The sequence below is a fragment of the Pseudomonas oryzihabitans genome (genome assembly GCF_014522265.1).
GTDB classification, from domain to species: Bacteria; Pseudomonadota; Gammaproteobacteria; order Pseudomonadales; family Pseudomonadaceae; genus Chryseomonas; species Chryseomonas aestiva.
Map to the genome: position 1 here is coordinate 3,201,346 of NZ_CP017024.1, position 20,882 is coordinate 3,222,227.

The 20,882-nt window shown below is 65.2% G+C and carries 22 protein-coding genes and 1 riboswitch; of the genes, 15 read left to right on the forward strand and 7 right to left on the reverse strand.

Going from position 1 to position 20,882, the window contains the following annotated elements; genetic code table 11:
* Nucleotides 1–43 precede the first annotated feature (43 nt).
* The 4 genes from lpdA to brnQ all read left to right on the forward strand — a co-directional run bounded on the left by lpdA (nt 44) and on the right by brnQ (nt 5,290).
* A complete protein-coding gene (gene lpdA / locus BGI51_RS14740) occupies nt 44–1,480 on the forward strand; it encodes a dihydrolipoyl dehydrogenase (protein ID WP_133859672.1) in 1,437 nt (478 codons plus the stop codon).
* Between the two features lie 207 nt (nt 1,481–1,687).
* Complete coding sequence (gene sucC, locus BGI51_RS14745; RefSeq protein ID WP_064306646.1) at nt 1,688–2,854, forward strand: ADP-forming succinate--CoA ligase subunit beta; 1,167 nt, start codon at nt 1,688–1,690, stop codon at nt 2,852–2,854.
* On the forward strand, nt 2,854–3,741 hold the full coding sequence (gene sucD / locus BGI51_RS14750; RefSeq protein ID WP_133859671.1) for a succinate--CoA ligase subunit alpha: 888 nt from the start codon (nt 2,854–2,856) through the stop codon (nt 3,739–3,741). Before sucC ends, sucD begins: the two co-directional genes overlap by 1 nt.
* 205 nt (nt 3,742–3,946) lie before the next feature.
* Entirely contained in the window at nt 3,947–5,290 is a 1,344-nt protein-coding gene (gene brnQ, locus BGI51_RS14755) for a branched-chain amino acid transport system II carrier protein (RefSeq protein WP_187978800.1), read from the forward strand.
* A 55-nt stretch (nt 5,291–5,345) separates the two neighbouring features.
* Here brnQ and BGI51_RS14760 read toward each other — a convergent pair whose 3' ends face one another.
* Complete coding sequence (locus BGI51_RS14760) at nt 5,346–5,627, reverse strand: hypothetical protein (protein WP_007159246.1); 282 nt, start codon at nt 5,625–5,627, stop codon at nt 5,346–5,348.
* A 200-nt stretch (nt 5,628–5,827) separates the two neighbouring features.
* On the opposite strand from BGI51_RS14760, the gene htpG reads away from it, so the two are divergent.
* Both htpG and BGI51_RS14770 read left to right on the forward strand, forming a co-directional pair.
* A complete protein-coding gene (gene htpG, locus BGI51_RS14765; protein ID WP_187978801.1) occupies nt 5,828–7,732 on the forward strand; it encodes a molecular chaperone HtpG in 1,905 nt (634 codons plus the stop codon).
* A 55-nt stretch (nt 7,733–7,787) separates the two neighbouring features.
* Nucleotides 7,788–8,525 (forward strand): dienelactone hydrolase family protein, encoded by a 738-nt coding sequence (locus BGI51_RS14770; RefSeq protein WP_187978802.1) that lies wholly within the window; start codon nt 7,788–7,790, stop codon nt 8,523–8,525.
* Nucleotides 8,526–8,568: 43 nt separating this feature from the next.
* Here the strand turns inward: BGI51_RS14770 and BGI51_RS14775 are convergent, their stop codons facing one another.
* Nucleotides 8,569–9,141, reverse strand: a complete 573-nt coding sequence (locus BGI51_RS14775) for a SprT family zinc-dependent metalloprotease (protein WP_290127615.1) — start codon at nt 9,139–9,141, stop codon at nt 8,569–8,571.
* The gene (locus BGI51_RS14780) at nt 9,089–9,709 is read right to left on the reverse strand and encodes a DNA-J related domain-containing protein (RefSeq protein WP_187978804.1); all 621 of its coding nucleotides are present in this window, start codon (nt 9,707–9,709) and stop codon (nt 9,089–9,091) included. The genes BGI51_RS14775 and BGI51_RS14780 overlap by 53 nt, the downstream gene beginning before the upstream one ends.
* A 97-nt stretch (nt 9,710–9,806) precedes the next feature.
* On the opposite strand from BGI51_RS14780, the gene ttcA reads away from it, so the two are divergent.
* The 9 genes from ttcA to BGI51_RS14825 all read left to right on the forward strand — a co-directional run bounded on the left by ttcA (nt 9,807) and on the right by BGI51_RS14825 (nt 17,997).
* Entirely contained in the window at nt 9,807–10,631 is an 825-nt protein-coding gene (ttcA, locus tag BGI51_RS14785) for a tRNA 2-thiocytidine(32) synthetase TtcA (RefSeq protein ID WP_187978805.1), read from the forward strand.
* Nucleotides 10,631–11,302 carry a DNA-3-methyladenine glycosylase I gene (locus BGI51_RS14790; RefSeq protein ID WP_187978806.1) on the forward strand — a complete coding sequence of 224 codons (672 nt, stop codon included), beginning with the start codon at nt 10,631–10,633 and terminating at the stop codon, nt 11,300–11,302. The genes ttcA and BGI51_RS14790 overlap by 1 nt, the downstream gene beginning before the upstream one ends.
* Nucleotides 11,299–12,063 (forward strand): NAD-dependent protein deacylase, encoded by a 765-nt coding sequence (locus BGI51_RS14795; protein ID WP_187978807.1) that lies wholly within the window; start codon nt 11,299–11,301, stop codon nt 12,061–12,063. Before BGI51_RS14790 ends, BGI51_RS14795 begins: the two co-directional genes overlap by 4 nt.
* Before the next feature lie 96 nt (nt 12,064–12,159).
* Nucleotides 12,160–12,798 (forward strand): C40 family peptidase, encoded by a 639-nt coding sequence (locus BGI51_RS14800; protein ID WP_411566966.1) that lies wholly within the window; start codon nt 12,160–12,162, stop codon nt 12,796–12,798.
* Between the two features lie 96 nt (nt 12,799–12,894).
* On the forward strand, nt 12,895–13,431 hold the full coding sequence (locus tag BGI51_RS14805; RefSeq protein WP_017638877.1) for a C40 family peptidase: 537 nt from the start codon (nt 12,895–12,897) through the stop codon (nt 13,429–13,431).
* Between the two features lie 54 nt (nt 13,432–13,485).
* A complete protein-coding gene (locus tag BGI51_RS14810) occupies nt 13,486–13,806 on the forward strand; it encodes a hypothetical protein (RefSeq protein WP_133859661.1) in 321 nt (106 codons plus the stop codon).
* A 279-nt stretch (nt 13,807–14,085) separates the two neighbouring features.
* A complete protein-coding gene (locus BGI51_RS14815; RefSeq protein ID WP_252977083.1) occupies nt 14,086–15,399 on the forward strand; it encodes a c-type cytochrome in 1,314 nt (437 codons plus the stop codon).
* Nucleotides 15,374–15,796 carry a (2Fe-2S)-binding protein gene (locus tag BGI51_RS14820; RefSeq protein WP_252977300.1) on the forward strand — a complete coding sequence of 141 codons (423 nt, stop codon included), beginning with the start codon at nt 15,374–15,376 and terminating at the stop codon, nt 15,794–15,796. Before BGI51_RS14815 ends, BGI51_RS14820 begins: the two co-directional genes overlap by 26 nt.
* Nucleotides 15,793–17,997: a molybdopterin cofactor-binding domain-containing protein gene (locus BGI51_RS14825; protein WP_252977084.1), complete on the forward strand. Its 2,205-nt coding sequence runs from the start codon at nt 15,793–15,795 to the stop codon at nt 17,995–17,997. The genes BGI51_RS14820 and BGI51_RS14825 overlap by 4 nt, the downstream gene beginning before the upstream one ends.
* Before the next feature lie 30 nt (nt 17,998–18,027).
* Here BGI51_RS14825 and BGI51_RS14830 read toward each other — a convergent pair whose 3' ends face one another.
* From BGI51_RS14830 to BGI51_RS14845, 4 genes are all read right to left on the reverse strand, one after another.
* Complete coding sequence (locus tag BGI51_RS14830) at nt 18,028–18,645, reverse strand: DedA family protein (RefSeq protein WP_133859657.1); 618 nt, start codon at nt 18,643–18,645, stop codon at nt 18,028–18,030.
* Between the two features lie 129 nt (nt 18,646–18,774).
* On the reverse strand, nt 18,775–19,608 hold the full coding sequence (locus tag BGI51_RS14835; RefSeq protein WP_187978808.1) for a metallophosphoesterase family protein: 834 nt from the start codon (nt 19,606–19,608) through the stop codon (nt 18,775–18,777).
* Nucleotides 19,609–19,677: 69 nt separating this feature from the next.
* Nucleotides 19,678–20,046 carry a YggL family protein gene (locus BGI51_RS14840; RefSeq protein ID WP_133859655.1) on the reverse strand — a complete coding sequence of 123 codons (369 nt, stop codon included), beginning with the start codon at nt 20,044–20,046 and terminating at the stop codon, nt 19,678–19,680.
* Nucleotides 20,047–20,184: 138 nt separating this feature from the next.
* A complete protein-coding gene (locus tag BGI51_RS14845) occupies nt 20,185–20,514 on the reverse strand; it encodes a four-helix bundle copper-binding protein (protein ID WP_187978809.1) in 330 nt (109 codons plus the stop codon).
* 97 nt (nt 20,515–20,611) lie between these two features.
* A riboswitch (cobalamin riboswitch) is annotated at nt 20,612–20,806 on the forward strand.
* The last annotated feature ends 76 nt before the right edge of the window (nt 20,807–20,882 follow it).

A 20,882-nucleotide genomic window follows, 5' to 3' on the forward strand; every position in this document is an offset into this window, starting at 1 on the left:
CTTCAAGTTTTCCTGCCTGAAGCTGCTCCAAGGGGATTAGTGTATGAGCGACAAATTCGACGTAGTGGTGATCGGCGCAGGCCCTGGTGGCTACGTGGCCGCCATCCGCGCCGCGCAGCTCGGTCTGAAGACGGCCTGTGTCGAGCGCTACAAGGGCAAGGAAGGCAAGGTCGCCCTGGGCGGCACCTGCCTGAACGTGGGTTGCATTCCCTCCAAGGCGCTGCTGGACAGCTCCTACAAGTACCACGAGGCCCACGAGGGCTTTAAGGTCCACGGCATCGACGCGCCGAACGTCACCATCGACGTGCCCACCATGATCGGCCGCAAGGACCAGATCGTGAAGAACCTCACCGGCGGCGTGGCCACCCTGTTCAAGGCGAACGGCGTGACCCTGCTGGAAGGCAACGGCAAGCTGCTGTCCGGCAAGAAGGTCGAAGTCACAGGTCTGGACGGCAACGTCCAGGTGGTCGAGGCCGAGAACGTCATCCTGGCGTCCGGCTCGCGTCCCATCGACATCCCGCCGGCTCCGGTGGACCAGAAGGTCATCGTCGATTCCACCGGCGCCCTGGAATTCCAGAGCGTGCCCAAGCGTCTGGGCGTGATCGGTGCCGGCGTCATCGGCCTAGAGCTGGGTTCGGTCTGGGCTCGCCTGGGCGCCGAAGTCACCGTGCTGGAAGCCCTGGACAAGTTCCTGGTCGCCGCCGATGAGCAGGTGTCCAAGGAAGCCTACAAGATCCTCTCCAAGCAGGGTCTGAACATCCGCATGGGTGCTCGCGTGACCGGTTCCCAAGTGAACGGCGAAGAAGTCACCGTCAACTACACCGAAGCCGGTGAAGAAAAGCAGATCACCTTCGATCGTCTGATCGTCGCCGTGGGCCGTCGTCCGGTCACCACCGACCTGCTGGCATCCGACAGCGGCGTGGAAAGCGACGAGCGTGGCTACATCTACGTCGACGACCATTGCGCTACCAGCGTGCCGGGCGTGTTCGCCATCGGCGACTGCGTGCGTGGTCTGATGCTGGCCCACAAGGCCTCGGAAGAGGGCGTGATGGTTGCCGAGCGCATCGCCGGTCACAAGGCCCAGATGAACTATGATCTGGTCCCCTCGGTGATCTACACCCACCCGGAAATCGCGTGGGTCGGCAAGACCGAGCAGGCCCTGAAGGCCGAAGGCGTCGAAGTCAATGTCGGCACCTTCCCCTTCGCGGTCAGCGGGCGTGCCCTGGCGGCCAACGACACCGCCGGCTTCGTCAAGGTCGTGGCGGATGCCAAGACCGATCGCGTCCTGGGCGTCCATGTGGTCGGCCCGAGCGCGGCGGAACTGGTGCAGCAAGGCGCCATCGCCATGGAATTTGGCTCCAGCGCCGAAGACCTGGGCATGATGGTGTTCTCGCACCCGACGCTGTCCGAGGCGCTGCACGAAGCGGCCCTGGCGGTGAACGGTCATGCGATCCACGCGGTGAATCGCAAGAAGCGGTAAGAGGTTTACAGAACCACGGGGTCGCCGACCGCCGTGGAGCCTCAGGGCTCCACCGCAGGAAGGCACCTCGGACTCTTGTTAGTGGGGTGTGAGACACCCCACTAGGGCAGGGGTCACAGGTGGCGCGGTGCCCGCGACCGTCCGGAGGACGGCTCGGAGAACGCACAGCGTCGAATGCGCAATACCCAACGAAGACGGTAGACAAGCATGAATCTCCACGAGTATCAGGGTAAGCAGCTGTTCGCTGAATACGGCCTGCCCGTTTCCAAAGGCTACGCTGTCGACACCCCCCAGGAGGCCTACGAGGCTTGCGGCCGTATCGGCGGCGACGAGTGGGTCGTCAAGGCCCAGGTACATGCCGGTGGCCGTGGTAAGGCCGGTGGTGTGAAGCTGGTCAAGAGCAAGGAAGAAGCCAAGGAATTCGCCGCCAAGTGGCTGGGCCAGCGTCTGGTGACCTACCAGACCGACGCCAACGGTCAGCCGGTCACCAAGATCCTGGTTGAATCCTGCACCGACATCGATCAGGAGCTCTATCTGGGCGCCGTGGTCGATCGTTCCAGCCGCCGTATCGTGTTTATGGCGTCCACCGAAGGTGGCGTGGACATCGAGAAAGTCGCTCACGACACTCCGGAAAAGATTCTCAAGGCCACCATCGATCCGCTGGTGGGCGCTCAGCCCTACCAGGGTCGCGACCTGGCTTTCCAGCTGGGCCTGAAAGGTGACCAGATCAAGCAGTTCACCCAGATCTTCGTCGGTCTGGCCAAGCTGTTCCAGGACTACGACCTGGCGCTGCTGGAAGTGAACCCGCTGGTGATCAAGAAGGACGGCAACCTGCACTGCCTGGATGCCAAGATCAACATCGACAGCAACGCCATCTACCGTCAGCCCAAGCTGCGCGCCTTCCACGACCCGTCGCAGGACGACGCCCGTGAAGCTCATGCGCAGAAGTGGGAACTGAACTACGTGGCCCTGGAAGGCAGCATCGGCTGCATGGTCAACGGTGCCGGTCTGGCCATGGGTACCATGGACATCGTCAACCTGCACGGCGGCAAGCCGGCCAACTTCCTGGACGTTGGCGGTGGCGCGACCAAAGAGCGCGTGACCGAGGCGTTCAAGATCATCCTGTCCGACAGCAACGTGAAGGCCGTTCTGGTCAACATCTTCGGCGGCATCGTGCGCTGCGACATGATCGCCGAAGGCATCATCGGCGCCGTGAAAGAAGTTGGCGTGAAGGTGCCGGTCGTGGTTCGCCTGGAAGGCAACAACGCCGAACTCGGTGCCAAGGTCCTGGCCGAAAGCGGCCTGAACATCATCGCGGCAACCAGCCTGACCGACGCTGCCCAGCAGGTCGTCAAGGCCGCGGAGGGTAAGTAATGAGCGTCCTGATCAACAAAGACACCAAGGTCATCTGCCAGGGCTTCACCGGTAGCCAGGGTACCTTCCACTCCGAACAGGCCATCGCCTATGGCACCCAGATGGTCGGCGGCGTGACCCCCGGCAAGGGCGGCTCCACCCACCTGGGTCTGCCGGTGTTCAACACCGTGCGTGAAGCCGTCGAAGCCACTGGCGCCGACGCTTCGGTGATCTATGTGCCGGCTCCCTTCTGCAAAGACTCCATCATGGAAGCGGCGCTGGGCGGTATCAAGCTGATCGTCTGCATCACCGAGGGTATCCCCACCCTCGACATGCTGGATGCCAAGGTGAAGTGCGACGAGCTGGGCGTACGCCTGATCGGCCCGAACTGCCCCGGCGTCATCACCCCCGGCGAGTGCAAGATCGGCATCATGCCCGGTCACATCCACCTGCCGGGCAAGGTCGGTATCGTGTCGCGTTCCGGCACCCTGACCTATGAAGCCGTGAAGCAGACCACCGACGCCGGCTTCGGCCAGTCCACCTGCGTGGGCATCGGCGGCGATCCCATTCCGGGTTCGAACTTCATCGATATCCTGAAGCTGTTCCAGGAAGATCCGCAGACCGAAGCCATCGTGATGATCGGCGAGATCGGCGGCAGCGCTGAAGAAGAAGCCGCGGCCTACATCAAGGCCAACGTGACCAAGCCGGTGGTGTCCTACATCGCCGGTGTCACCGCACCGCCCGGCAAGCGCATGGGCCACGCCGGCGCCATCATCTCCGGCGGCAAGGGTACTGCGGACGAGAAGTTCGCCGCCCTGCAGGACGCGGGTGTGAAGACCGTGCGTTCCCTGGCTGACATCGGCAAGGCCCTGGCCGAGCTGACCGGTTGGGAAGTCAAGAAGGCCTGAGCCTGACTGACGATAGAAAAGGCCGCCTTCGGGCGGCCTTTTTCATGGGCGCGACCATGACGCCTCATCAGCTGCCGGCTGCCTTTTCGCCGGTAATTCGTTAGGATGGCAACCTTCCGCTCCAACGGCCACCCCGTGGCTCCGCCAAGACCTGCCCCCATGAGGGCGGGCTGCCTTGTTTTCCTCATTGCTGGTACTGCCTTCCATGAAAGCTTTGCAAAGCCGGGATGTCCTGGCCCTTGGATTCATGACGTTCGCGTTGTTCGTCGGCGCGGGCAACATCATCTTTCCCCCGATCGTCGGTCTGCAGGCGGGCGAGCACGTCTGGAGCGCCGCCCTGGGCTTTCTGCTGACCGCTGTCGGCCTGCCGGTGCTGACGCTGATCGCCCTGGCACGGGTCGGAGGCGGCATGGACGCCCTGAGCAAGCCGCTCGGCCAGACCGCTGCCCGCACCTTGGCCATCGTCTGCTACCTGTCTGTAGGCCCGCTGTTCGCCACGCCGCGCACCGCCACGGTGTCCTTCGAGGTCGGCGTCGCGCCGCTGCTGGGCAACGGACCCATACCGCTGTTCCTCTACAGCCTGGCCTATTTCCTGGTGGTGCTGGTGGTCTCGCTCTATCCGGGACGCCTGCTCGATACCGTGGGGCGCTTTCTCGGTCCGCTGAAGATCCTGGCGCTGGCGGTACTGGGCGGCGCCGCGCTGTTCTGGCCGGCTGGCGGTCCTGCCACGGCGGCACCGGACTACGCCTCGCGGGCGCTGTCCCAGGGCTTCGTCAACGGCTACCTGACCATGGATACCCTGGGTGCCCTGGTATTCGGCATCGTCATCGTCAACGCCATTCGTGCCCGTGGCGTGACGGCGCCGCAGCTGCTGACGCGCTACACCATCATCGCCGGGCTGATTGCCGGGGCAGGGCTGGTGCTGGTCTACCTGAGTCTGTTCCAGCTCGGCGCCGGTAGCGGAGTGCTGGTGCCCCATGCCAGCAATGGCGCCGAGGTCCTGCATGCCTATGTGCAGCACACCTTCGGTAGCGTCGGCAGCGACTTCCTCGCGGTGCTGATCACCCTGGCCTGCCTGGTGACGGCGGTGGGCCTGACCTGCGCCTGCGCGGAGTTCTTCAGCGAATTCCTGCCGTTCAGCTATCGCAGTCTGGTGGTTCTGCTGGCGGCGTTCTCGCTGTTGGTGTCCAACCTGGGTCTGACCCAGCTGATCCAGATCTCGGTGCCGATCCTGACCGCCATCTATCCGCCCTGCATCGCCCTGGTGGTGATGAGCTTCTTCACCGCCCGCTGGGTGGCGCCCGGGCGCATCCTCGGGCCGGTGCTGCTGGTGGCCCTGGCCTTCGGCATCCTCGATGGCCTACAGGCGGCGCACCTGACGGTGCCCTATCTGAGCGGTGCCGTACAGTGGCTGCCGCTGGCCGACTCGGGGCTGGGCTGGCTGTTGCCGGCCGTGGTGGTGGGGCTGGTCGCCCTGACGCTGGAAAGCCTGCGGCCTGGCGAACGCGTCCAAGAGGACGAGGCCGAACCGGATCCCTCGCGTTCCTGAATAAGCCGCCCACAAAAAAGCCCGCATAAGCGGGCTTTTTTCATATCCAGACAGCTTACGGCTTGGGCTGGGTAGCCGGCGCGTTGCCGTTGGCGGTACCGGTGGCCGGGCTGACCGAGGTGGCTTCGCCTTTGGATTGCTCCTTGGCAGCCTCGTTGGCGGCTTCGTTGCGCTGCTCAGCAGCCTTGTTGCTCTGCTCAGCGGCTTTGTTCAGGTTTTCCTGGGCTTTCTGTTCGGTCTTGGCAGCATCCTGAGCCTTGTTTTCGGAAGGCTTGTCACAAGCGGCGAGGCCGAAGGCGGCAGTGAAGAGCAGGGCAATAGCGAAGGGCTTTTTCATGTGTTTTCTCCTTATGAACTACACGACAGCCGTTCGAGCGCCCCGTTAAAAGTTAAGTTCCGCGTCTAGCCCAGGCATCGCGCAAATTCCTACTTGCATCGCGAACCGAGCGCGCCAAGGTTGAAATGTCATCGGGCGCCCCCATCTCCGCGACATCGCCAGGCATCTGGTGCGTTCCTATCGATAGCGGAGTTCGTAGCATGAGTGTGGAGACTCAAAAGGAAACCCTAGGCTTCCAGACCGAAGTGAAGCAGCTGCTTCACCTGATGATTCACTCGCTGTATTCCAACAAGGAAATCTTCCTGCGCGAATTGATTTCCAACGCCTCCGACGCGGCCGACAAGCTCAGATTCGAGGCCTTGTCCAAGCCCGAACTGCTCGAAGGCGGGGATACGCTGAAGATTCGCCTGAGCTTCGACAAGGAGGCCGGCACGGTCACCCTCGAAGACAACGGCATCGGCATGAGCCGCGAAGAGGTGATCGCTCACCTCGGCACCATCGCCAAGTCTGGTACCGCCGATTTCCTGAAGAATCTCAGCGGCGACCAGAAGAAGGATTCCAACCTCATCGGTCAGTTCGGCGTGGGCTTCTACTCGGCGTTCATCGTCGCCGATCAGGTCGACGTCTACACCCGCCGTGCCGGCCAGCCTGCCGCCGAAGGCGTGCACTGGTCGTCGAAGGGGGAAGGGGAGTTCGAGGTCGCGAACATCGACAAGCCCGAACGCGGTACCCGCATCGTGCTGCACCTCAAACCCGAGGAAACCGAGTTCGCCGATGGCTGGCGCCTGCGCAATGTGGTCAAGAAATACTCCGACCACATCGGCCTGCCCATCGAGCTGCCCAAGGAGCAGCAGGGTGGCGAGGACGAGCAGCCGACCGCCGCCGAGTGGGAAACCGTCAACCGTGCCAGCGCGCTCTGGACCCGTCCGCGTACCGAACTCAAGGACGAGGACTACCAGGAGTTCTACAAGCACGTCGGCCATGACTTCGAGAATCCGCTGACCTGGAGCCACAACAAGGTCGAGGGCAAGCTCGAATACACCTCGCTGCTGTACGTGCCGGCCCGTGCGCCCTTCGATCTCTACCAGCGTGAAGCGCCCAAGGGCCTGAAGCTCTATGTGCAGCGCGTCTTCATCATGGACCAGGCCGACCAGTTCCTGCCGCTGTACCTGAGATTCATCAAGGGTGTGGTGGATTCCAACGACCTGTCGCTGAACGTGTCCCGCGAGATCCTGCAGAAGGATCCGGTGATCGACTCCATGAAGTCGGCGCTGACCAAACGCGTGCTGGACATGCTCGAGAAGCTGGCCAAGAGCGAGCCGGAGAAGTACCAGTCGTTCTGGGGCCACTTCGGCCAGGTGCTCAAGGAAGGTCCGGCGGAAGACTTCGCCAACCGCGAGAAGATCGCCGGCCTGCTGCGTTTCGCCTCGACCCACAATGGCGACGATGCCCAGAACGTGTCCCTGGCCGACTACATCGGCCGGATGAAGGACGGTCAGGACAAGATCTACTACCTGACCGGCGAGAGCCATGCCCAGATCAAGAACAGCCCGCACCTGGAAGTCTTCCGCAAGAAGGGTGTCGAGGTGCTGCTGCTGACCGATCGCATTGACGAGTGGCTGATGAGCTATCTCACCGAATTCGACGGCAAGCATTTCGTCGATGTCGCCCGTGGCGATCTGGATCTCGGCAAGCTCGACAGCGAAGAAGACAAGCAGGCCCAGGAAGAGGTCGCCAAGACCAAGGAAGGCCTGGTGGAGCGCCTCAAGCAGGCCCTGGATGCCCAGGTCAGCGAAGTTCGCGTGTCCCATCGCCTGACCGATTCGCCGGCGATCCTGGCCATCGGCGAGCAGGACCTCGGCTTGCAGATGCGCCGCATCCTGGAAGCCAGCGGTCAGAAGGCGCCGGATTCCAAGCCGATCTTCGAGATCAATCCGCAGCACCCGCTGATCGAGAAACTCGATGGCGAGCCCGACGAGGACCGCTTCGCCGACCTGTCGCACATCCTGTTCGATCAGGCTGCGCTGGCCGCCGGCGACAGCCTCAAGGATCCCGCCGCCTATGTCCGCCGGTTAAACAAACTGCTGGTGGAATTGTCCGCTTGAAGATGGAGAAGCCCGCCTCGGCGGGCTTTTTCTTATCTATCCTTTGGAGGACCCCATGGTCGAAGTCACTGTAAAACCCGTTGCCTACGAAATCGATGGCCAGCCGTTCGAGAGCCAGCTGGTGTACGCCACCAGCAGTAATCCGACCCGTCCGGGCGTGCTCTTCGCGCCCAACTGGATGGGGGTGTCCCATGGCGCCGTCGACCAGGCCAAGGCGCTGGCCGAGGCCGACGGCCTGGCTTACCTGGTCGTGGATTTCTACGGTCGCAATGTGCGCCCGCAGAATGCCGACGAGGCCCTGGCGGCCATGACGCCGATCCGCGGTGATCGCGCGTTGTTGCGCCAGCGCATGCAGGCGGCTCATGCGGCGCTGGTCGCCCAGGCCGAGACGGCGGCGGTGGACGTCCACCAGATCGCTGCCATCGGCTTCTGTTTTGGCGGCTGCGCGGCGCTGGAACTGGCGCGCGATGGGGCGCCGCTGAGCGCCGTGGTGACCTTCCACGCCAATCTGGATACGCCCAACCCGGCCGATGCGGCCCGTATCACCGGTCCGGTGCTGGTGCTGCACGGTGCCGCCGATCCCATGGTGCCGGACGAGCAGCTCACCGGCTTCCGCCAGGAGATGGATGCCGCCCAGGTGGATTGGCAACTGCTGAGCTATGGCGGCGCGGTGCATTCCTTCACCGATCCCGAAGCCAACAATCCGGGCAAGCAGCAGTATCACCCGGTGGTGGCCAAGCGTGCCTTCCTGGCGATGCACAACCTGTTCGACGAAGTATTCGCCCAGGGCTGATGATTTTCGTTGTCTGCCGGAGCCCGGGTCGGGCCCGGCAGGGTCAGCCGCGGATGACTTCCTGGGTGAAATCCAGGGGCCCGCGGCAGCGTCGGCACAGATAGCGCCGTCCCTTGCGCACCAGGGCGTGACGCTGGGCGGTGAATTCGAAGCGACCGTCCGGACAGTTGCAGCGATACAGGTACAGGGTGCGGGCCCGTTGCGGCAATTCGTAGGTATGGCAGCGATCCGGCGGCAGGCCATAGACGCCACGCATGATCAGCTGCCACTCCTCGCCATGAGGCCTGATGCCGCCACCAAACACCTGGTGCGCCACCAGATGCGCCACCTCATGGGCCACGGTCTGTTCGAGGAAGTGAGCGCGATTTTGCTGATAGAGCTGCCCGTTGAATCTCAACCGGTTCTCGGTGAGATGGGCGACGCCGGCGCGCTGGCCGCGCAGGGCCAGGCCGACGTCAGGGCGCGGGAAGCGACGTTTGAAGAAGGCCTCGGCCTGCCGATAGCAGTCTTCGACCCGGGCGTGGAGTTGTTCAGGCATGGGCAACCTCTGGCGAGGCGGGTGATTATGCCGAAGCTGGTGCCTGCGCCCTAGCGTCCGCGGTCGGCTGATGCCCATAGTGCCGCCTCAGCGTATCCATGGCCGCGTTGATGGTCTGCAGTCGACCGGTGCTGCCGCCACGATCCGGATGGTGCCGGCTGGCGAGCTGGCGATAGCGGCGGCGGATCTGGCCATAGTCCGCCGAACGATCCAGGCCGAGCAGGCGCAGGGCTTCCAGCAGTTCGGACTCGCCATTGACCAGTGCCCAGAAGTGATTGAGCAGGTTGGCCACGTCTTCCGGCGTGGTGGTCTCCAGCTGGGTGAGATCCAGGTAATAGGCGCGCAGCGGATCGGCCACGATCAGCCCGGGCCGGGCACGCAGATAGGGTCGCAGTTCGATGCGCAGGGCGCTGATGATCAGTTCGGCGCGCTGTTCGGCACGCAGCTGGTCGCGCAGCTGGTAGAGGGCATTGAAGACGCGAAAATGCAGGCGGAAGAGTTCGTAGTTGTCGGTCACCGGGCGCGGCGGGACCAGGTGCGAACCCGCCCGACGCAAGGCCTGCAGCAACTCGTACTCCGACAGGCTGGTCTGGGCCCCGAGCAGTTCCTGATGGAGCGCCGTCATGAGCGCCTGGGTTTCGCTCATGGCTGCCGGTCGCCGCGGACTGACGTTCGGGGTAGGGCGGCGGAAGCTTTGCGCGTAAAATGCCGGCCTTTCGTTTTTTCCTTTCGCGGATTCATCCATGGGCACCCTTTCGGTCAACCAGAACAAGCTGCAAAAACGCCTGCGCCGTCTTACCGGCGAAGCCATCGCCGACTACAACATGATCGAGGACGGCGACAAGGTCATGGTCTGCCTGTCCGGTGGCAAGGACAGCTACACCCTGCTCGACATGCTGCTCTATCTGCAGAAGGTCGCGCCGATTCGCTTCGAGATCGTGGCGGTCAACCTCGACCAGAAGCAGCCGGGCTTTCCTGAACACGTTTTACCCCAGTATCTGCAGGAACTGGGGGTCGAGTACCACGTTCTGGAACGTGATACCTATTCCGTGGTGAAGGAAAAGATCCCCGAGGGCAAGACCACCTGTTCGCTGTGCTCGCGCCTGCGCCGGGGCATCCTCTATACCTTCGCCGACGAGATCGGTGCGACGAAGATGGCGCTCGGCCATCATCGCGATGACATGGTAGAAACCTTCTTCCTCAATTTGTTCCATGGCGGCACCCTCAAGGCCATGCCGCCCAAGTTGCGCGCCGATGACGGCCGCAATGTGGTGATCCGCCCGCTCGCCTACTGCAACGAGAAGGACATCGAGGCCTACGCCGTCCTGCGCGAATTCCCCATCATTCCCTGCAACCTTTGCGGCTCCCAGGAAAACCTGCAGCGCAAGGTGGTCAAGGAGATGCTGCTGGAGTGGGAGCGCAAGACGCCGGGGCGCACCGAGATCATGTTCCGCGCCCTGCAGAACGTGGTGCCCTCGCAGCTGGCCGATCGCGAGCTGTTCGACTTCGCCGGTCTCAAGATCGATGACAGCGCGACCCCGCGCTTCGTCCAGGTGATGAATCTCTGATGCGGGACTACGCTTGGCTGCTCGAATACGCCCTCAACCGCTGTGGCTCGCGTGCGGCCCTGGAAGCGCGACTGCCGCAACCGGTGGACGCCGCGACCCTGAGGTCCGTGGGCGATGACCGCTATCTGTCGCTGCTGACCCGCCGCATCTTTCGCGCCGGCCTCAAGCACAGCCTGGTGGATGCCAAATGGCCGGCCTTCGAGGAGGTCTTCTTCGGCTTCGATCCGGAGAAGGTGGTGCTCATGGGCGGCGAACGCCTGGAGCGGCTGATGCAGGATGCGCGGCTGATCCGCCACCTGGGCAAGTTGCGCAGCGTGCCGATCAACGCCCAGATGGTGCTCGATTTCCAGCGCAGCCACGGCAGCTTCGGCCAGTTGCTGGCCGAATGGCCCACAGAGGACATCGTTGGCCTGTGGGAGCTGCTGACCAAGCGTGGCAACCAGCTGGGTGGCCTGTCGGCGCAGCGCTTCCTGCGCATGGCCGGCAAGGACACCTTCCTGGCGACCGACGATGTGGTGACGGCGCTCAAGGCGCAGAACATCCTCGACAAGGCGCCCACCGCCAAGCGCGATCGGCAGAAGATGCAGGAGGCCTTCAACCTCTGGCAGGAACAGAGCGGGCGTCCGCTCTGCCAGCTGTCGGTGATGCTGGCCCTGACGGTGAATCATTGACTGACGCCCTGGCCCGCGCCCGGGGTCTGCTCGCGCGGGCCGGGCGGGTGCTGTTCATCACCGGGGCTGGGCTTTCCGCCGACTCCGGACTGCCGACCTATCGCGGCCTCGGCGGGCTGTACAACGGCCTCACCGAGGAAGGCATCCCCATCGAGGCGGCTCTTTCGGGCAGCATGCTCCGGCAGCGCCCGGAGCTCTGCTGGCGCTACCTGGCGCAACTCGGCCGCGCCTGCGCCGCGGCCGTGCCCAATGCGGCGCACCAAGCGATCACCGATTTCGGCATTCGGCGTCCCGGCAGCTGGGTACTGACACAGAACATCGACGGCTTTCATCGGCAGTCGGGTTTTCCATCGGAGCGGCTGATCGAGATCCACGGACAACTGGAGCCGCTCGCCTGCATGAGTTGCGCGCAGGTCGTCGAGGAGGCCCAAGATTACCTGGCCGGCCCTTTGCCGCCGCGGTGTCCCTCCTGTGGCGGCGTGCTGCGGCCACCCGTGGTGCTGTTCGAGGAAGCCTTGCCGGTCACCGAGCTGCAGCGCCTGCAGGAGGCGGTGGAGGAGGGCTTCGACCTGGTGATCGCCGTCGGCACCACGGCTGCCTTCGGCTATATCCAGACGCCGATCGGGCAGACCCTGGCGCAGGGTGGTGACCTCATCGAGATCAACCCGGACCGTTCGTCGTTGAGTGGCCTGGCGACCGTTCAACTCAAAAAAAGGGCCGTAGACGTCCTTCCCGGGCTTTTGAGTCACATCGAGGGCTAAAAAAACTTGCCATCTGTGATCCAGGTCGGCAAGGTGTCGAAACTTTGAAAAAACGACACGGTCGTGCCCATGCCAAGGAACCGCCTCGCACCCCTCGTGCCCCTGTCTTTTGTCTGTCTGCTCGCCGCCTGTGCGAGTGCGCCGCAAAGTCCCGATGCCGTCGTTAGCCAGGATTCTTCCAATACTTCCCGGACGTTCCAGACCGCTTCGCTGCATGGTCTGGGTGGCGCTGGTAACGGCTCCGCGCCTGTGGAGACCGAGGGTGCTCAGCAACGTCCGGTCTTTCCGCATACCCAATCGCCGCATCAGCTCGACTGGGAGCGCGAGGTCGGCCCGCGCCAGGCGCTGCCGAATCTGGCGGACCAGATCCTCAATCGTGCCACCCAGCTGGTGGGGACGCCCTATCGCCGTGGCGGCAGCACCCTGGCCGGTTTCGACTGCAGCGGTTTCGTCAATTACGTCTTTCGCGAGCGCGCCGGCATGACCCTGCCGCGTTCCACCCGCGAGATCATCGATCTCGAAGTACCGGTAGTCAGCAAGAACGACCTGGAACCTGGCGACCTGTTGCTGTTCAATAGCAACGGCCGTGGCCGGGTCAGTCACACCGGTATCTACATGGGCGAAGGCAAGTTCATCCATTCCTCCAGTCGTCGTAGCGGCGGGGTGCGGGTGGACAGCCTGAACGACCAGTACTGGAAGGTGAGTTTCCTGGAAGGCAAGCGCGTATTGCGCTGAGGCGTATCGCCGCGATCTTCGCCGGTGCGCCTCGAGGACCCGTCGAGGCTGCGTGGCAGGCCGACGGTGATCGATGGATAACTAAGGATGTCTCCAATGCCGCATGCGGCTCGCCTCGGATTGTATTGCGCCTTCGTACTGCTGGCCGCCTGTGCCGGTAGGCCGCCTCAGGCCCCCGCACCGGTCGCCCCGGTCGTCTCCCGTCCCCTGCTGGAAAGCCAGGCCCAGGCGGCCAACGATGTACTCTTTCGGGCCATCGGCCTGGTCGGCACCCCCTATCGCTACGGCGGCAACACCCCGGCCGGTGGGTTCGACTGCAGCGGTCTGATTGGCTACGTCTATCGCGATGCGGCTGGCGTGACCCTGCCGCGCTCGACCCGCGAGATGATCACCCTCGGCTCGCCCAATGTGGCGCGCAACGCCCTGCAGCCCGGTGATCTGATCTTCTTCGCCACCGCCGGTGGCCGTCAGGTCAGCCATGCCGGTATCTATGTCGGGGAAGGGCGCTTCGTCCATGCGCCGCGTACCGGCGGTACCGTGCGCCTGGACAGCCTGGCCAAGCCCTACTGGCAGAACAGCTACCTGCAGGCCAAGCGCGTGCTGGTCACGCCGAGTCTCGCCGGCGGCTATTGAACCCCGTTTCGCCCGGGCCGCTCGAATGGGTATCCAGCCCGTGCGGAGCCCATCATGCCCCAGGCGATACGTCTGCCGCCCCAGCCGGCTCGCTGCGAGCTGTGCGGTCGGGCGGCGCCGCTCACCCGCCATCATCTGATCCCTCGCTCGCTGCACGACAAGGCCTACGTGCGCAAGAGATTCGACCGCATCAGCCGGATCACCGCCACCCTCTGGGTCTGCCGGCCCTGCCACAACCATATCCACCAGACCTTCGACGAAAAGACCCTGGCGCTGGAATACAACAGCCGCGAATTGCTGCTCAGCGATCCGCGCATTCGCCAGTTCGTTGACTGGCTGGCGGCCAAGCCCGATGGCTTCGTGCCCAAGCGTTGAGTAATACCACCCCCTGTAGAGTTTCACGTCTGGGTGGTTTCCTTCCTGTTCGGAGTGCAGGTAATCAGGATCCGAGGCAGGCAGCGTTCCAAGGGCACGCATCAGGACGAAGCCGGACCAGGGTGGGAATGTAAAGGCCGTCGTCAAGGTGCGGGTCGAAACTGTCGTCTGTATCTCACCTCCGGGGGCGAACGTCACGGCGGCTTGCCGCTGCGATTAGGATGAAGGCAAAGCCACGGCGTAATCGGCCAGTCCGATTCGACCTCACGAGGAGAGCTGATGAGATCCCTGGCCCTGCCCCTGCTGGCGGGGATGCTGCTCCTGTCCAGGACCGCGCTGGTCCACGCCGACGAGACGCCCCTGGCGCGTGGCGAATATCTGACCCGCCTGGGCAACTGCCAGGGCTGCCATACCCGTCCCGATGGCGCGCCCTTCGCCGGTGGCGTCGCCTTCGAGACGCCTTTTGGCCGTCTCTATTCGAGCAACATCACCCCGGATCGCGAACACGGACTGGGGGACTGGACGGCAGACGAGTTTCGCCGGGCCTTGCACGAAGGCCTCGGGCGCGAGGGTGAGCAGCTCTATCCGGCCTTTCCCTATACGGCCTTTACCCGCTTGAGCGACGAGGATGTCGCGGCCATCTTCGCCTACCTGCAGGTCCAGCGCCCCGTGCCCTATGCACCGCCCGCCAACGCGCTGCGCTTTCCCTTCGATCAGCGCGCGCTGATCCGTGGCTGGAAATGGCTGAACTTCCGTCAGGGCCCACTGCCCGCCGTGACGGACGCTCAGGTGGCGCGGGGCGCCTACCTGGCGGAGGCGGTGGGACACTGCCAGGAGTGCCATACGCCGCGCACCTGGAGCCAGGGTCTCGACAGCGGCCGGGCCTATGCCGGCGCGACCCAGCAGGGCTGGACCGCCTGGAATCTCACCGCGGATCCCCGCGGCCTTGGCGGCTGGAGCGATGCCAAGCTGGCCAGCTATCTGCGCGAAGGGCACCAGCGTGGCGAAGCCGTGGCGGCGGGACCCATGGCCGAGGTGGTGAGTGGCGGTACCCGTCATCTGAACGATGCGGACCTCGGCGCCCTGATCGCCTATCTGCGGACCCTGCCGGCGCAGCCCGGAGCGGTGCCGGCACGGGCCGAGGTGCAGCCGCCCGGGGAAACCGGGCCGCTCACCGCCGCCGAGGCGGAAAGCGCGGCCTTGCTGCAATCCGCCTGCGCCAGCTGTCATGCCCCGGACGACCGGGGCCGGCTGGTCCCTATCCGCGATCCTTCAGCAACTATTCGGCGGTGCGCGATCCCGCGGGGACCAACCTGGTGCGTGTCCTGCTCGACGGCCTCGATCGCCAGGGGCGGACCGAACATGCCTTCATGCCAGCCTATCGGGACTTGCTCAGCGATCAGCAACTGGCCGACCTGGCCACCTACATCGGCCGCCGCTTTGGCGGTTACGCCGCCGACATCCGTGCTGCGGACGTGGCGGCCGCGCGCAAAGGAGAGAAATAGCGGTGGCGGCCATCGAATTGAAGGTCAATGGCGAGCAGCGACAACTCGACGTCGATCCGCGCATGCCCTTGCTGGAGGCCTTGCGTGACGAACTGGGTCTCAAGGGGCCGAAGTTCGGCTGCGGCCTGGGCGAGTGTGGCGCCTGTACGGTGCTGGCGGATGGCAAGCCGGTGCGTGCCTGCCTGTTGCCGGCAGTCTCCTTTGCCGGTCGTGAGCTGCTGACCCTGGAAGGTCTGGGTACGCCTGAGGCGCCGCACGCGCTGCAGCAGGCCTTTATCGAGGAACAGGCGGCGCAGTGCGGCTATTGCATCCCCGGCATGGTGATGACCGCCCGGGCGCTGCTCGAACGCGTGCCCGATCCCAGCGATGCGCAGATCCGCCAGGCGCTGGCGGCCAACTTCTGTGGCTGCGGTACCCACTATCGCATCCTGCGGGCGGTCAAGCGGGCGGCGGTGCTCCTGCGCGACGGGCAGGCTCCGGCATGACGCTGTCGCGACGTGCCTTTCTCGGCGGCAGCGCAGTGCTGCTGCTGGGCTTCAGCCTGCAGCGACCGGTCGCCGCCCAGGTGCTGCCTGCACCGGCTGACCCGGCGGACCTGGCCAAGACCCTCGATCAGCGCCAGCTGGACGCCTGGCTGGCGGTGGATGCCCAGGGCCAGGTCACCGTCTACAGCGGCAAGGTGGAACTGGGTACCGGGGTCAGCACGGCGTTGCGGCAGATCGTGGCCGAGGAGCTTTGCGTGGCCTTTGCCGCCACCCGGCTGATCCAGGGCGATACCCGGCTGACCCCGGACCAGGGCATCACCGCCGGCAGCAAGAGTCTGCAGGTGGGCGGCGCCCAGTTGCGCAAGGCCGCCGCCAGCGCGCGGCAATTCCTGTTTCTGGAGGGATCGCGGCGCCTGGGGCTGGATCTGGCGGTGGTGGATACGGTGGATGGCCGCGTGGTCTATCGCGGCGATCCCACCGGGCGCTTTGTCAGCTATGGCGAACTGGTGGGCGGACGACCCCTGGGGCGGCTGGTCAATCAGGCCGTGCGTACCCGCGCCGTCAAGGATTACCGCCTGGTCGGCACCTCGGTGCCGCGCGAGGACATCCCCGCCAAGCTGTTTGGCAGCTTCGATTACGTCCACGACCGGCGCCTGCCCGGCATGCTGCACGGCTGCGTGATACGGCCACCCTGCACCGGTTCGGCGCGGTTGGCGGGGGTGAGCCTGCGCGGTATCGATGCCAGCGCGCTGCCGGCTGGCGCTCGGCTGGTGTACGAGGGCGCCTTCGTCGCGGTGGTGGCCGAGCAGCCCTGGCTGGCGCGGCAGGGCGCGGCGGCGCTGCGGGTGGACTGGAGCCTGGTGCCGGACCTGCCGCTGCCGGGCGAACTCTACGCCCGGCTGGAAGCCAAGGCCGGACCGGCCGACATCCAGCAGGAGGCCGGCGATGTCGCGGGCGAATTGGCGAATGCCGCGCAGCGGCTGGACGCCGAGTATCGCTGGCCCTATCAGAACCATGACTCCATCGGTCCCTCCTGCGCGGTGGCGGACGTGCGTGCCGACGGCGCCACGGTCTGGAGCGGTACTCAGGGCGTCTTCCAGCTCCGGGCGGCACTGGCGGATTTGCTGGCGCTGCCGGAAGACAGTATCCATGTCATCTATCAGCAGGCATCGGGTTGCTATGGCCATAACGGCGCCGATGACGCGGCGGCCGATGCGGCGCTGCTGTCCAAGCTGTGCGGCCGTCCGGTGCGGGTGCAGTGGAGTCGGGCCGACGAGCACGGCTGGAATCCCAAGGGCCCGGCCATGCTGCTGCGTCTGGCGGGTGGCCTGAGCGCGGCTGGTGATCTGCTCGCCTGGCGCTTCGCCAACTGGACGCCTACCCACCTGACCCGACCCAATGGCCAGACCGGCAAGGCGGCGCTGCTCGCCGGGCAGCTGGCCTACAACCTGCCGCTCAAGGGTGGGCGGGGCGGTGGCAATCGCAATGCGCCGCTGGACTACGACCTGCTCAACGTCCAGGTGGCGACCCATTGGCTGGAAGCCGGGGATTCGCCGCTGCGACCCTCGGCCCTGCGCGCCCTGGGAGCGGTCGGCAATACCTTTGCCAACGAATCCTTCATGGACGAGCTGGCCCTGGCGGCCGGGGTCGATCCGCTGGAATTCCGCCTGCGCTATCTGCAGGACCCTCGCGCACGGGCGGTGCTGCAGGCCGCCACCGCCAAGGCCGGTTGGCAACCACCCATCCGGCAGGAAAAGGTCTGGGACGGCGCCCTGGCGAAAGGGCAGGGGCTGGCCTTCCTGCACTACGAAAACGAGAACACCTATGTGGCCGCGGTGGTCGAGGTGGCGGTGAGCGAGGCGACGGGGATCCGGGTCACCCGCGTGGTGGTGGCCCATGACTGCGGTCTGATCGTCAATCCGGATGGCCTGCGCAATCAGCTGGAAGGCTGCGTGATCCAGGGCATCGCCCGGACCCTCAAGCAGGCGGTGCGTTTCGATCACCAGGGAGTGACCAGCCTGGAGTGGGGTGCCTATCCGCCGCTGACCTTCAACGAATTGCCCGAGCTGGAACTGGAGTTGATCGATCGGCCGGAAGAACCGGCGGTGGGGCCGGGGAGGCCACCACCGCGGCCATCCCCGCGGCCATCGCCAATGCCGTGGCGGCAGCGACCGGTCTGCGCCTGCGCGAGGTACCGCTGAATCGCCAGCGTCTGAGCGAGGCGCTAGCCGCTAGACGCGTTTCAGCCGCTGCTTGAAGAACAGTGCGGCGCCGGCGCCCAGCACGGCGATGATCGCCGCGCCGATCCACAGCGACTCGTTGCCGGCGAAGCTGAAGTGGTTGGCGCCCTTGGCCGCCAGATAACCCGGGCCCATCATCAGCGGCGCCCAGACGATGGCCGAAAGCACGTTGGCCGACTGGAAGCGCAGCTGGTTCATCGCCATCATCCCGGCCACCAGGGGCACGGTATTGCGGATCATGGTCAGGAAGCGCCCGCCGAATACCGCGAAGAAGCCATAGCGGCGAAAGAACAGCCGGGTCCTGGCCACCTGCTTGCGATAGCGGCGAAAGGGCGGGCGGTGGACGATACTGGGCCCGAGCCAGCGACCGATGATGTAGGAGCAGATGTCGCCGAGGATGGCGCCGACGATGGCGGCCAGCACTAGCGGCACCGGCGAGAGCACTCCGGAGCCGGCCAGGCCGCCGACCACCAGCAGCAGCGCCGTGGCCGGAATGAAGACGCCCAGCAGCACCAGGGATTCGCCAAAGGCGAGCAGGCCGACGAGCAGCGGCGCCCAGGCCTGGTGGGTTTCGATAAAGCCAAGCAGCGATTGCGTCAGGGATTCCATGGAGGCCACTCTTGCCGAAAGTCCTAAGACTACGCGGCGCCCGTGGCCTGCCAGCCGTTTCAACAGCTTGAATCAATTTCCATTGCTGGAAGTGCGCGGGAGCGCGCATCGGCACCCCGGGTAGACGCCTCAGCTTTTCGCCAGGGCGTCCTGCGCGGCCTGCCAGCGCAGTGCATGACGCTCGCCGACGACGAAACGATCGCCCTGGAAGTCCCAGCGTTCCACGTCCACGGTCTTCTCCGCCCCTTCGCCGACCAGCAGGCGATTGAAGGAGTTGGGCGAGGTGCCGCGCACGCGAGAGGAGAGGGCGGTGCCGGCCTGGACGATCCAGACCTCGCGGGGCAGGGTGGGGTACTGGCGACTCAGCGGCAGCACATAGGGCAGGTGGATATGCCCACCCATCACCAGATCCAGTCCGGCGTCGGCCCAGGTGGCCAGGGCGTGATCGGCGTTGTGCTGCAGATTGCTCAGGTCACTGAGTTCGAGGGCGCCGAAGGGTTGGTGGGCGATGACGATGCGCAGCTTGCCCGGACCGGCGCGGCGCAGGCGCTCAGCCACCCGCTCGATCTGCTCGGTGCTTACCGCGCCATCCTTGTGGCGTTGCGGAGCGGTGGTGTTGAGCCCGACCAGCAACAGCTCGTCGTTTTCGAAACTGGGCTCCAGATCCTGGCCGAAATGGCGGCGATAGTTGCCATAGGGCGTCAGGAAACGCGCGAAGACGTTGTACAGCGGCAGGTCGTGATTACCTGGGATCACCAGGGTCTGCGGAATGCCGTGGCTTTCCAGGCGTTCGACAAAGGTCTTGGCGGCGGCGAATTGTTCGCGCCGGGCGCGCTGGGTGATGTCCCCGGAGAGAATGAGAACATCGGCGCCGTGTTCGCGGACATGGGCTTCCAGAGCCGCGACCACGGCGGGTTGCTCGGTGCCGAAGTGAGTATCGGAGATTTGCAGGAGGGTCGTCATGAGGACCTGGTTTCCAACGGATTTCCCTTTACGACCGCAACGGGCGCCAAGCGATCCGGCGAAGGCTAGTTAGACTTCGCCGTCGTGGTGCCAGGCGTCATGCAGCTCGGAGGCGTTGGCTTCGCCGACTTCGGTGCGGGCCTTGAGCCAGTCCAGCAGGGCGGTACGGTCTTCCGCGGTGGGCGAGGTGTAGCGCTTGTTGGCCATGATGGTGCCTTCGACCCAGGCGTTGTCGAAGCCGCCGATGTAGTCCAGCGTGCGCTCTTCGACGTAGTCGATGAAGTCGCCCAGGAAGGTGTCCAGATCGTCTTCGCTGAGTTCGTTCTTGAAGCTCACCTTGATTTCAAAGGCCAGTTCCTGGAATTCGCCCAGGTACTGCTTCTTGCGCAGGCGACGCTTCATGCGGCTCAAACGGGGATCTTGGTTGGTATCGGTCATGGCGAAGGCCTGGATATCGATTAAAGGGCGGGCATTATCCCTGGCGTCGACGGGTAATGCCAATGCCGACCGCTCCAGCGGTGGGTCGGCCGGACCTTTTTGTCTGCGACCGGAGGGCGCAGTAGCGGAAGGACCTGCTCAGGCCGCCATGGTCGCGCAGGCATCGGCGCAGGCTTCGCAGGCCCGGGCGCAGGCCTGGCAGTGATCGGCCTTGTGCTTGCCGCATTCGGCGGCGCAGGCGCGGCAGGTGGCCAGGCACAGGGCACAGACTTCGGCGATGCGGTCGCTATTGCGCTGCATGAAGGTGGCGGCCAGGCGGCAGGCATCGGCGCAGTCCCGGTCCAGGCGGACGCAGTCGCGCATCATGTCCAGATTGGCTTCGCCCAGGCAGGCGCTGGCACAGGTTTCACAGGCGGCGGCGCAGTCGAGACAGGCCTTGATACAGGCGGCGAGAGTGGCATCGTTCATCCGGTAGCTCCTGGTGTGGGGTGCCTAGGGTGGACCCGGTCGGCTGGCGCCGAGTTCGGCCGGTGCGATCGATTGACGCTCTCCCGGGTAGTCCGTACCCTGCGCCCTTGCACGTGGTGCCCCGCCTCGCCGGGGTGAAACAGGGAAGCCGGTCGAGCCGGCGCTGCCCCCGCAACGGTAGTTGAGCAGTAGCTGCGCGACACCCACTGGCCCTGGCCGGGAAGGGGCGCAGCGGATGCCCCCAGGGCATCGGCTCACCAGCCCGGAGACCGGCCACGCTTGCGTTCATCTCGGCGATGCGGAGGGCGTCGCGCGGCGTCGCCACCTGCCTTGCGCGGGCGGCGTCTCTGCCCGTTTCTCCGCCGCGC

Bases quoted from the DNA above. Each gene is read 5' to 3' on its own strand.
- BGI51_RS14790 (WP_187978806.1), top strand. From the start codon at position 10,631: ATGCGGGACTACGCTTGGCTGCTCGAATACGCCCTCAACCGCTGTGGC.
- BGI51_RS14780 (WP_187978804.1), bottom strand. From the start codon at position 9,709: ATGAGCGAAACCCAGGCGCTCATGACGGCGCTCCATCAGGAACTGCTC.
- BGI51_RS14805 (WP_017638877.1), top strand. From the start codon at position 12,895: ATGCCGCATGCGGCTCGCCTCGGATTGTATTGCGCCTTCGTACTGCTG.
- BGI51_RS14840 (WP_133859655.1), bottom strand. From the start codon at position 20,046: ATGACCGATACCAACCAAGATCCCCGTTTGAGCCGCATGAAGCGTCGC.
- lpdA (WP_133859672.1), top strand. From the start codon at position 44: ATGAGCGACAAATTCGACGTAGTGGTGATCGGCGCAGGCCCTGGTGGC.
- BGI51_RS14820 (WP_252977300.1), top strand. From the start codon at position 15,374: ATGCCCTTGCTGGAGGCCTTGCGTGACGAACTGGGTCTCAAGGGGCCG.
- BGI51_RS14830 (WP_133859657.1), bottom strand. From the start codon at position 18,645: ATGGAATCCCTGACGCAATCGCTGCTTGGCTTTATCGAAACCCACCAG.
- BGI51_RS14770 (WP_187978802.1), top strand. From the start codon at position 7,788: ATGGTCGAAGTCACTGTAAAACCCGTTGCCTACGAAATCGATGGCCAG.
- BGI51_RS14815 (WP_252977083.1), top strand. From the start codon at position 14,086: ATGAGATCCCTGGCCCTGCCCCTGCTGGCGGGGATGCTGCTCCTGTCC.
- BGI51_RS14835 (WP_187978808.1), bottom strand. From the start codon at position 19,608: ATGACGACCCTCCTGCAAATCTCCGATACTCACTTCGGCACCGAGCAA.
- sucC (WP_064306646.1), top strand. From the start codon at position 1,688: ATGAATCTCCACGAGTATCAGGGTAAGCAGCTGTTCGCTGAATACGGC.
- BGI51_RS14810 (WP_133859661.1), top strand. From the start codon at position 13,486: ATGCCCCAGGCGATACGTCTGCCGCCCCAGCCGGCTCGCTGCGAGCTG.
- BGI51_RS14775 (WP_290127615.1), bottom strand. From the start codon at position 9,141: ATGGGCATCAGCCGACCGCGGACGCTAGGGCGCAGGCACCAGCTTCGG.
- ttcA (WP_187978805.1), top strand. From the start codon at position 9,807: ATGGGCACCCTTTCGGTCAACCAGAACAAGCTGCAAAAACGCCTGCGC.
- BGI51_RS14845 (WP_187978809.1), bottom strand. From the start codon at position 20,514: ATGAACGATGCCACTCTCGCCGCCTGTATCAAGGCCTGTCTCGACTGC.
- BGI51_RS14760 (WP_007159246.1), bottom strand. From the start codon at position 5,627: ATGAAAAAGCCCTTCGCTATTGCCCTGCTCTTCACTGCCGCCTTCGGC.
- BGI51_RS14825 (WP_252977084.1), top strand. From the start codon at position 15,793: ATGACGCTGTCGCGACGTGCCTTTCTCGGCGGCAGCGCAGTGCTGCTG.
- brnQ (WP_187978800.1), top strand. From the start codon at position 3,947: ATGAAAGCTTTGCAAAGCCGGGATGTCCTGGCCCTTGGATTCATGACG.
- htpG (WP_187978801.1), top strand. From the start codon at position 5,828: ATGAGTGTGGAGACTCAAAAGGAAACCCTAGGCTTCCAGACCGAAGTG.
- sucD (WP_133859671.1), top strand. From the start codon at position 2,854: ATGAGCGTCCTGATCAACAAAGACACCAAGGTCATCTGCCAGGGCTTC.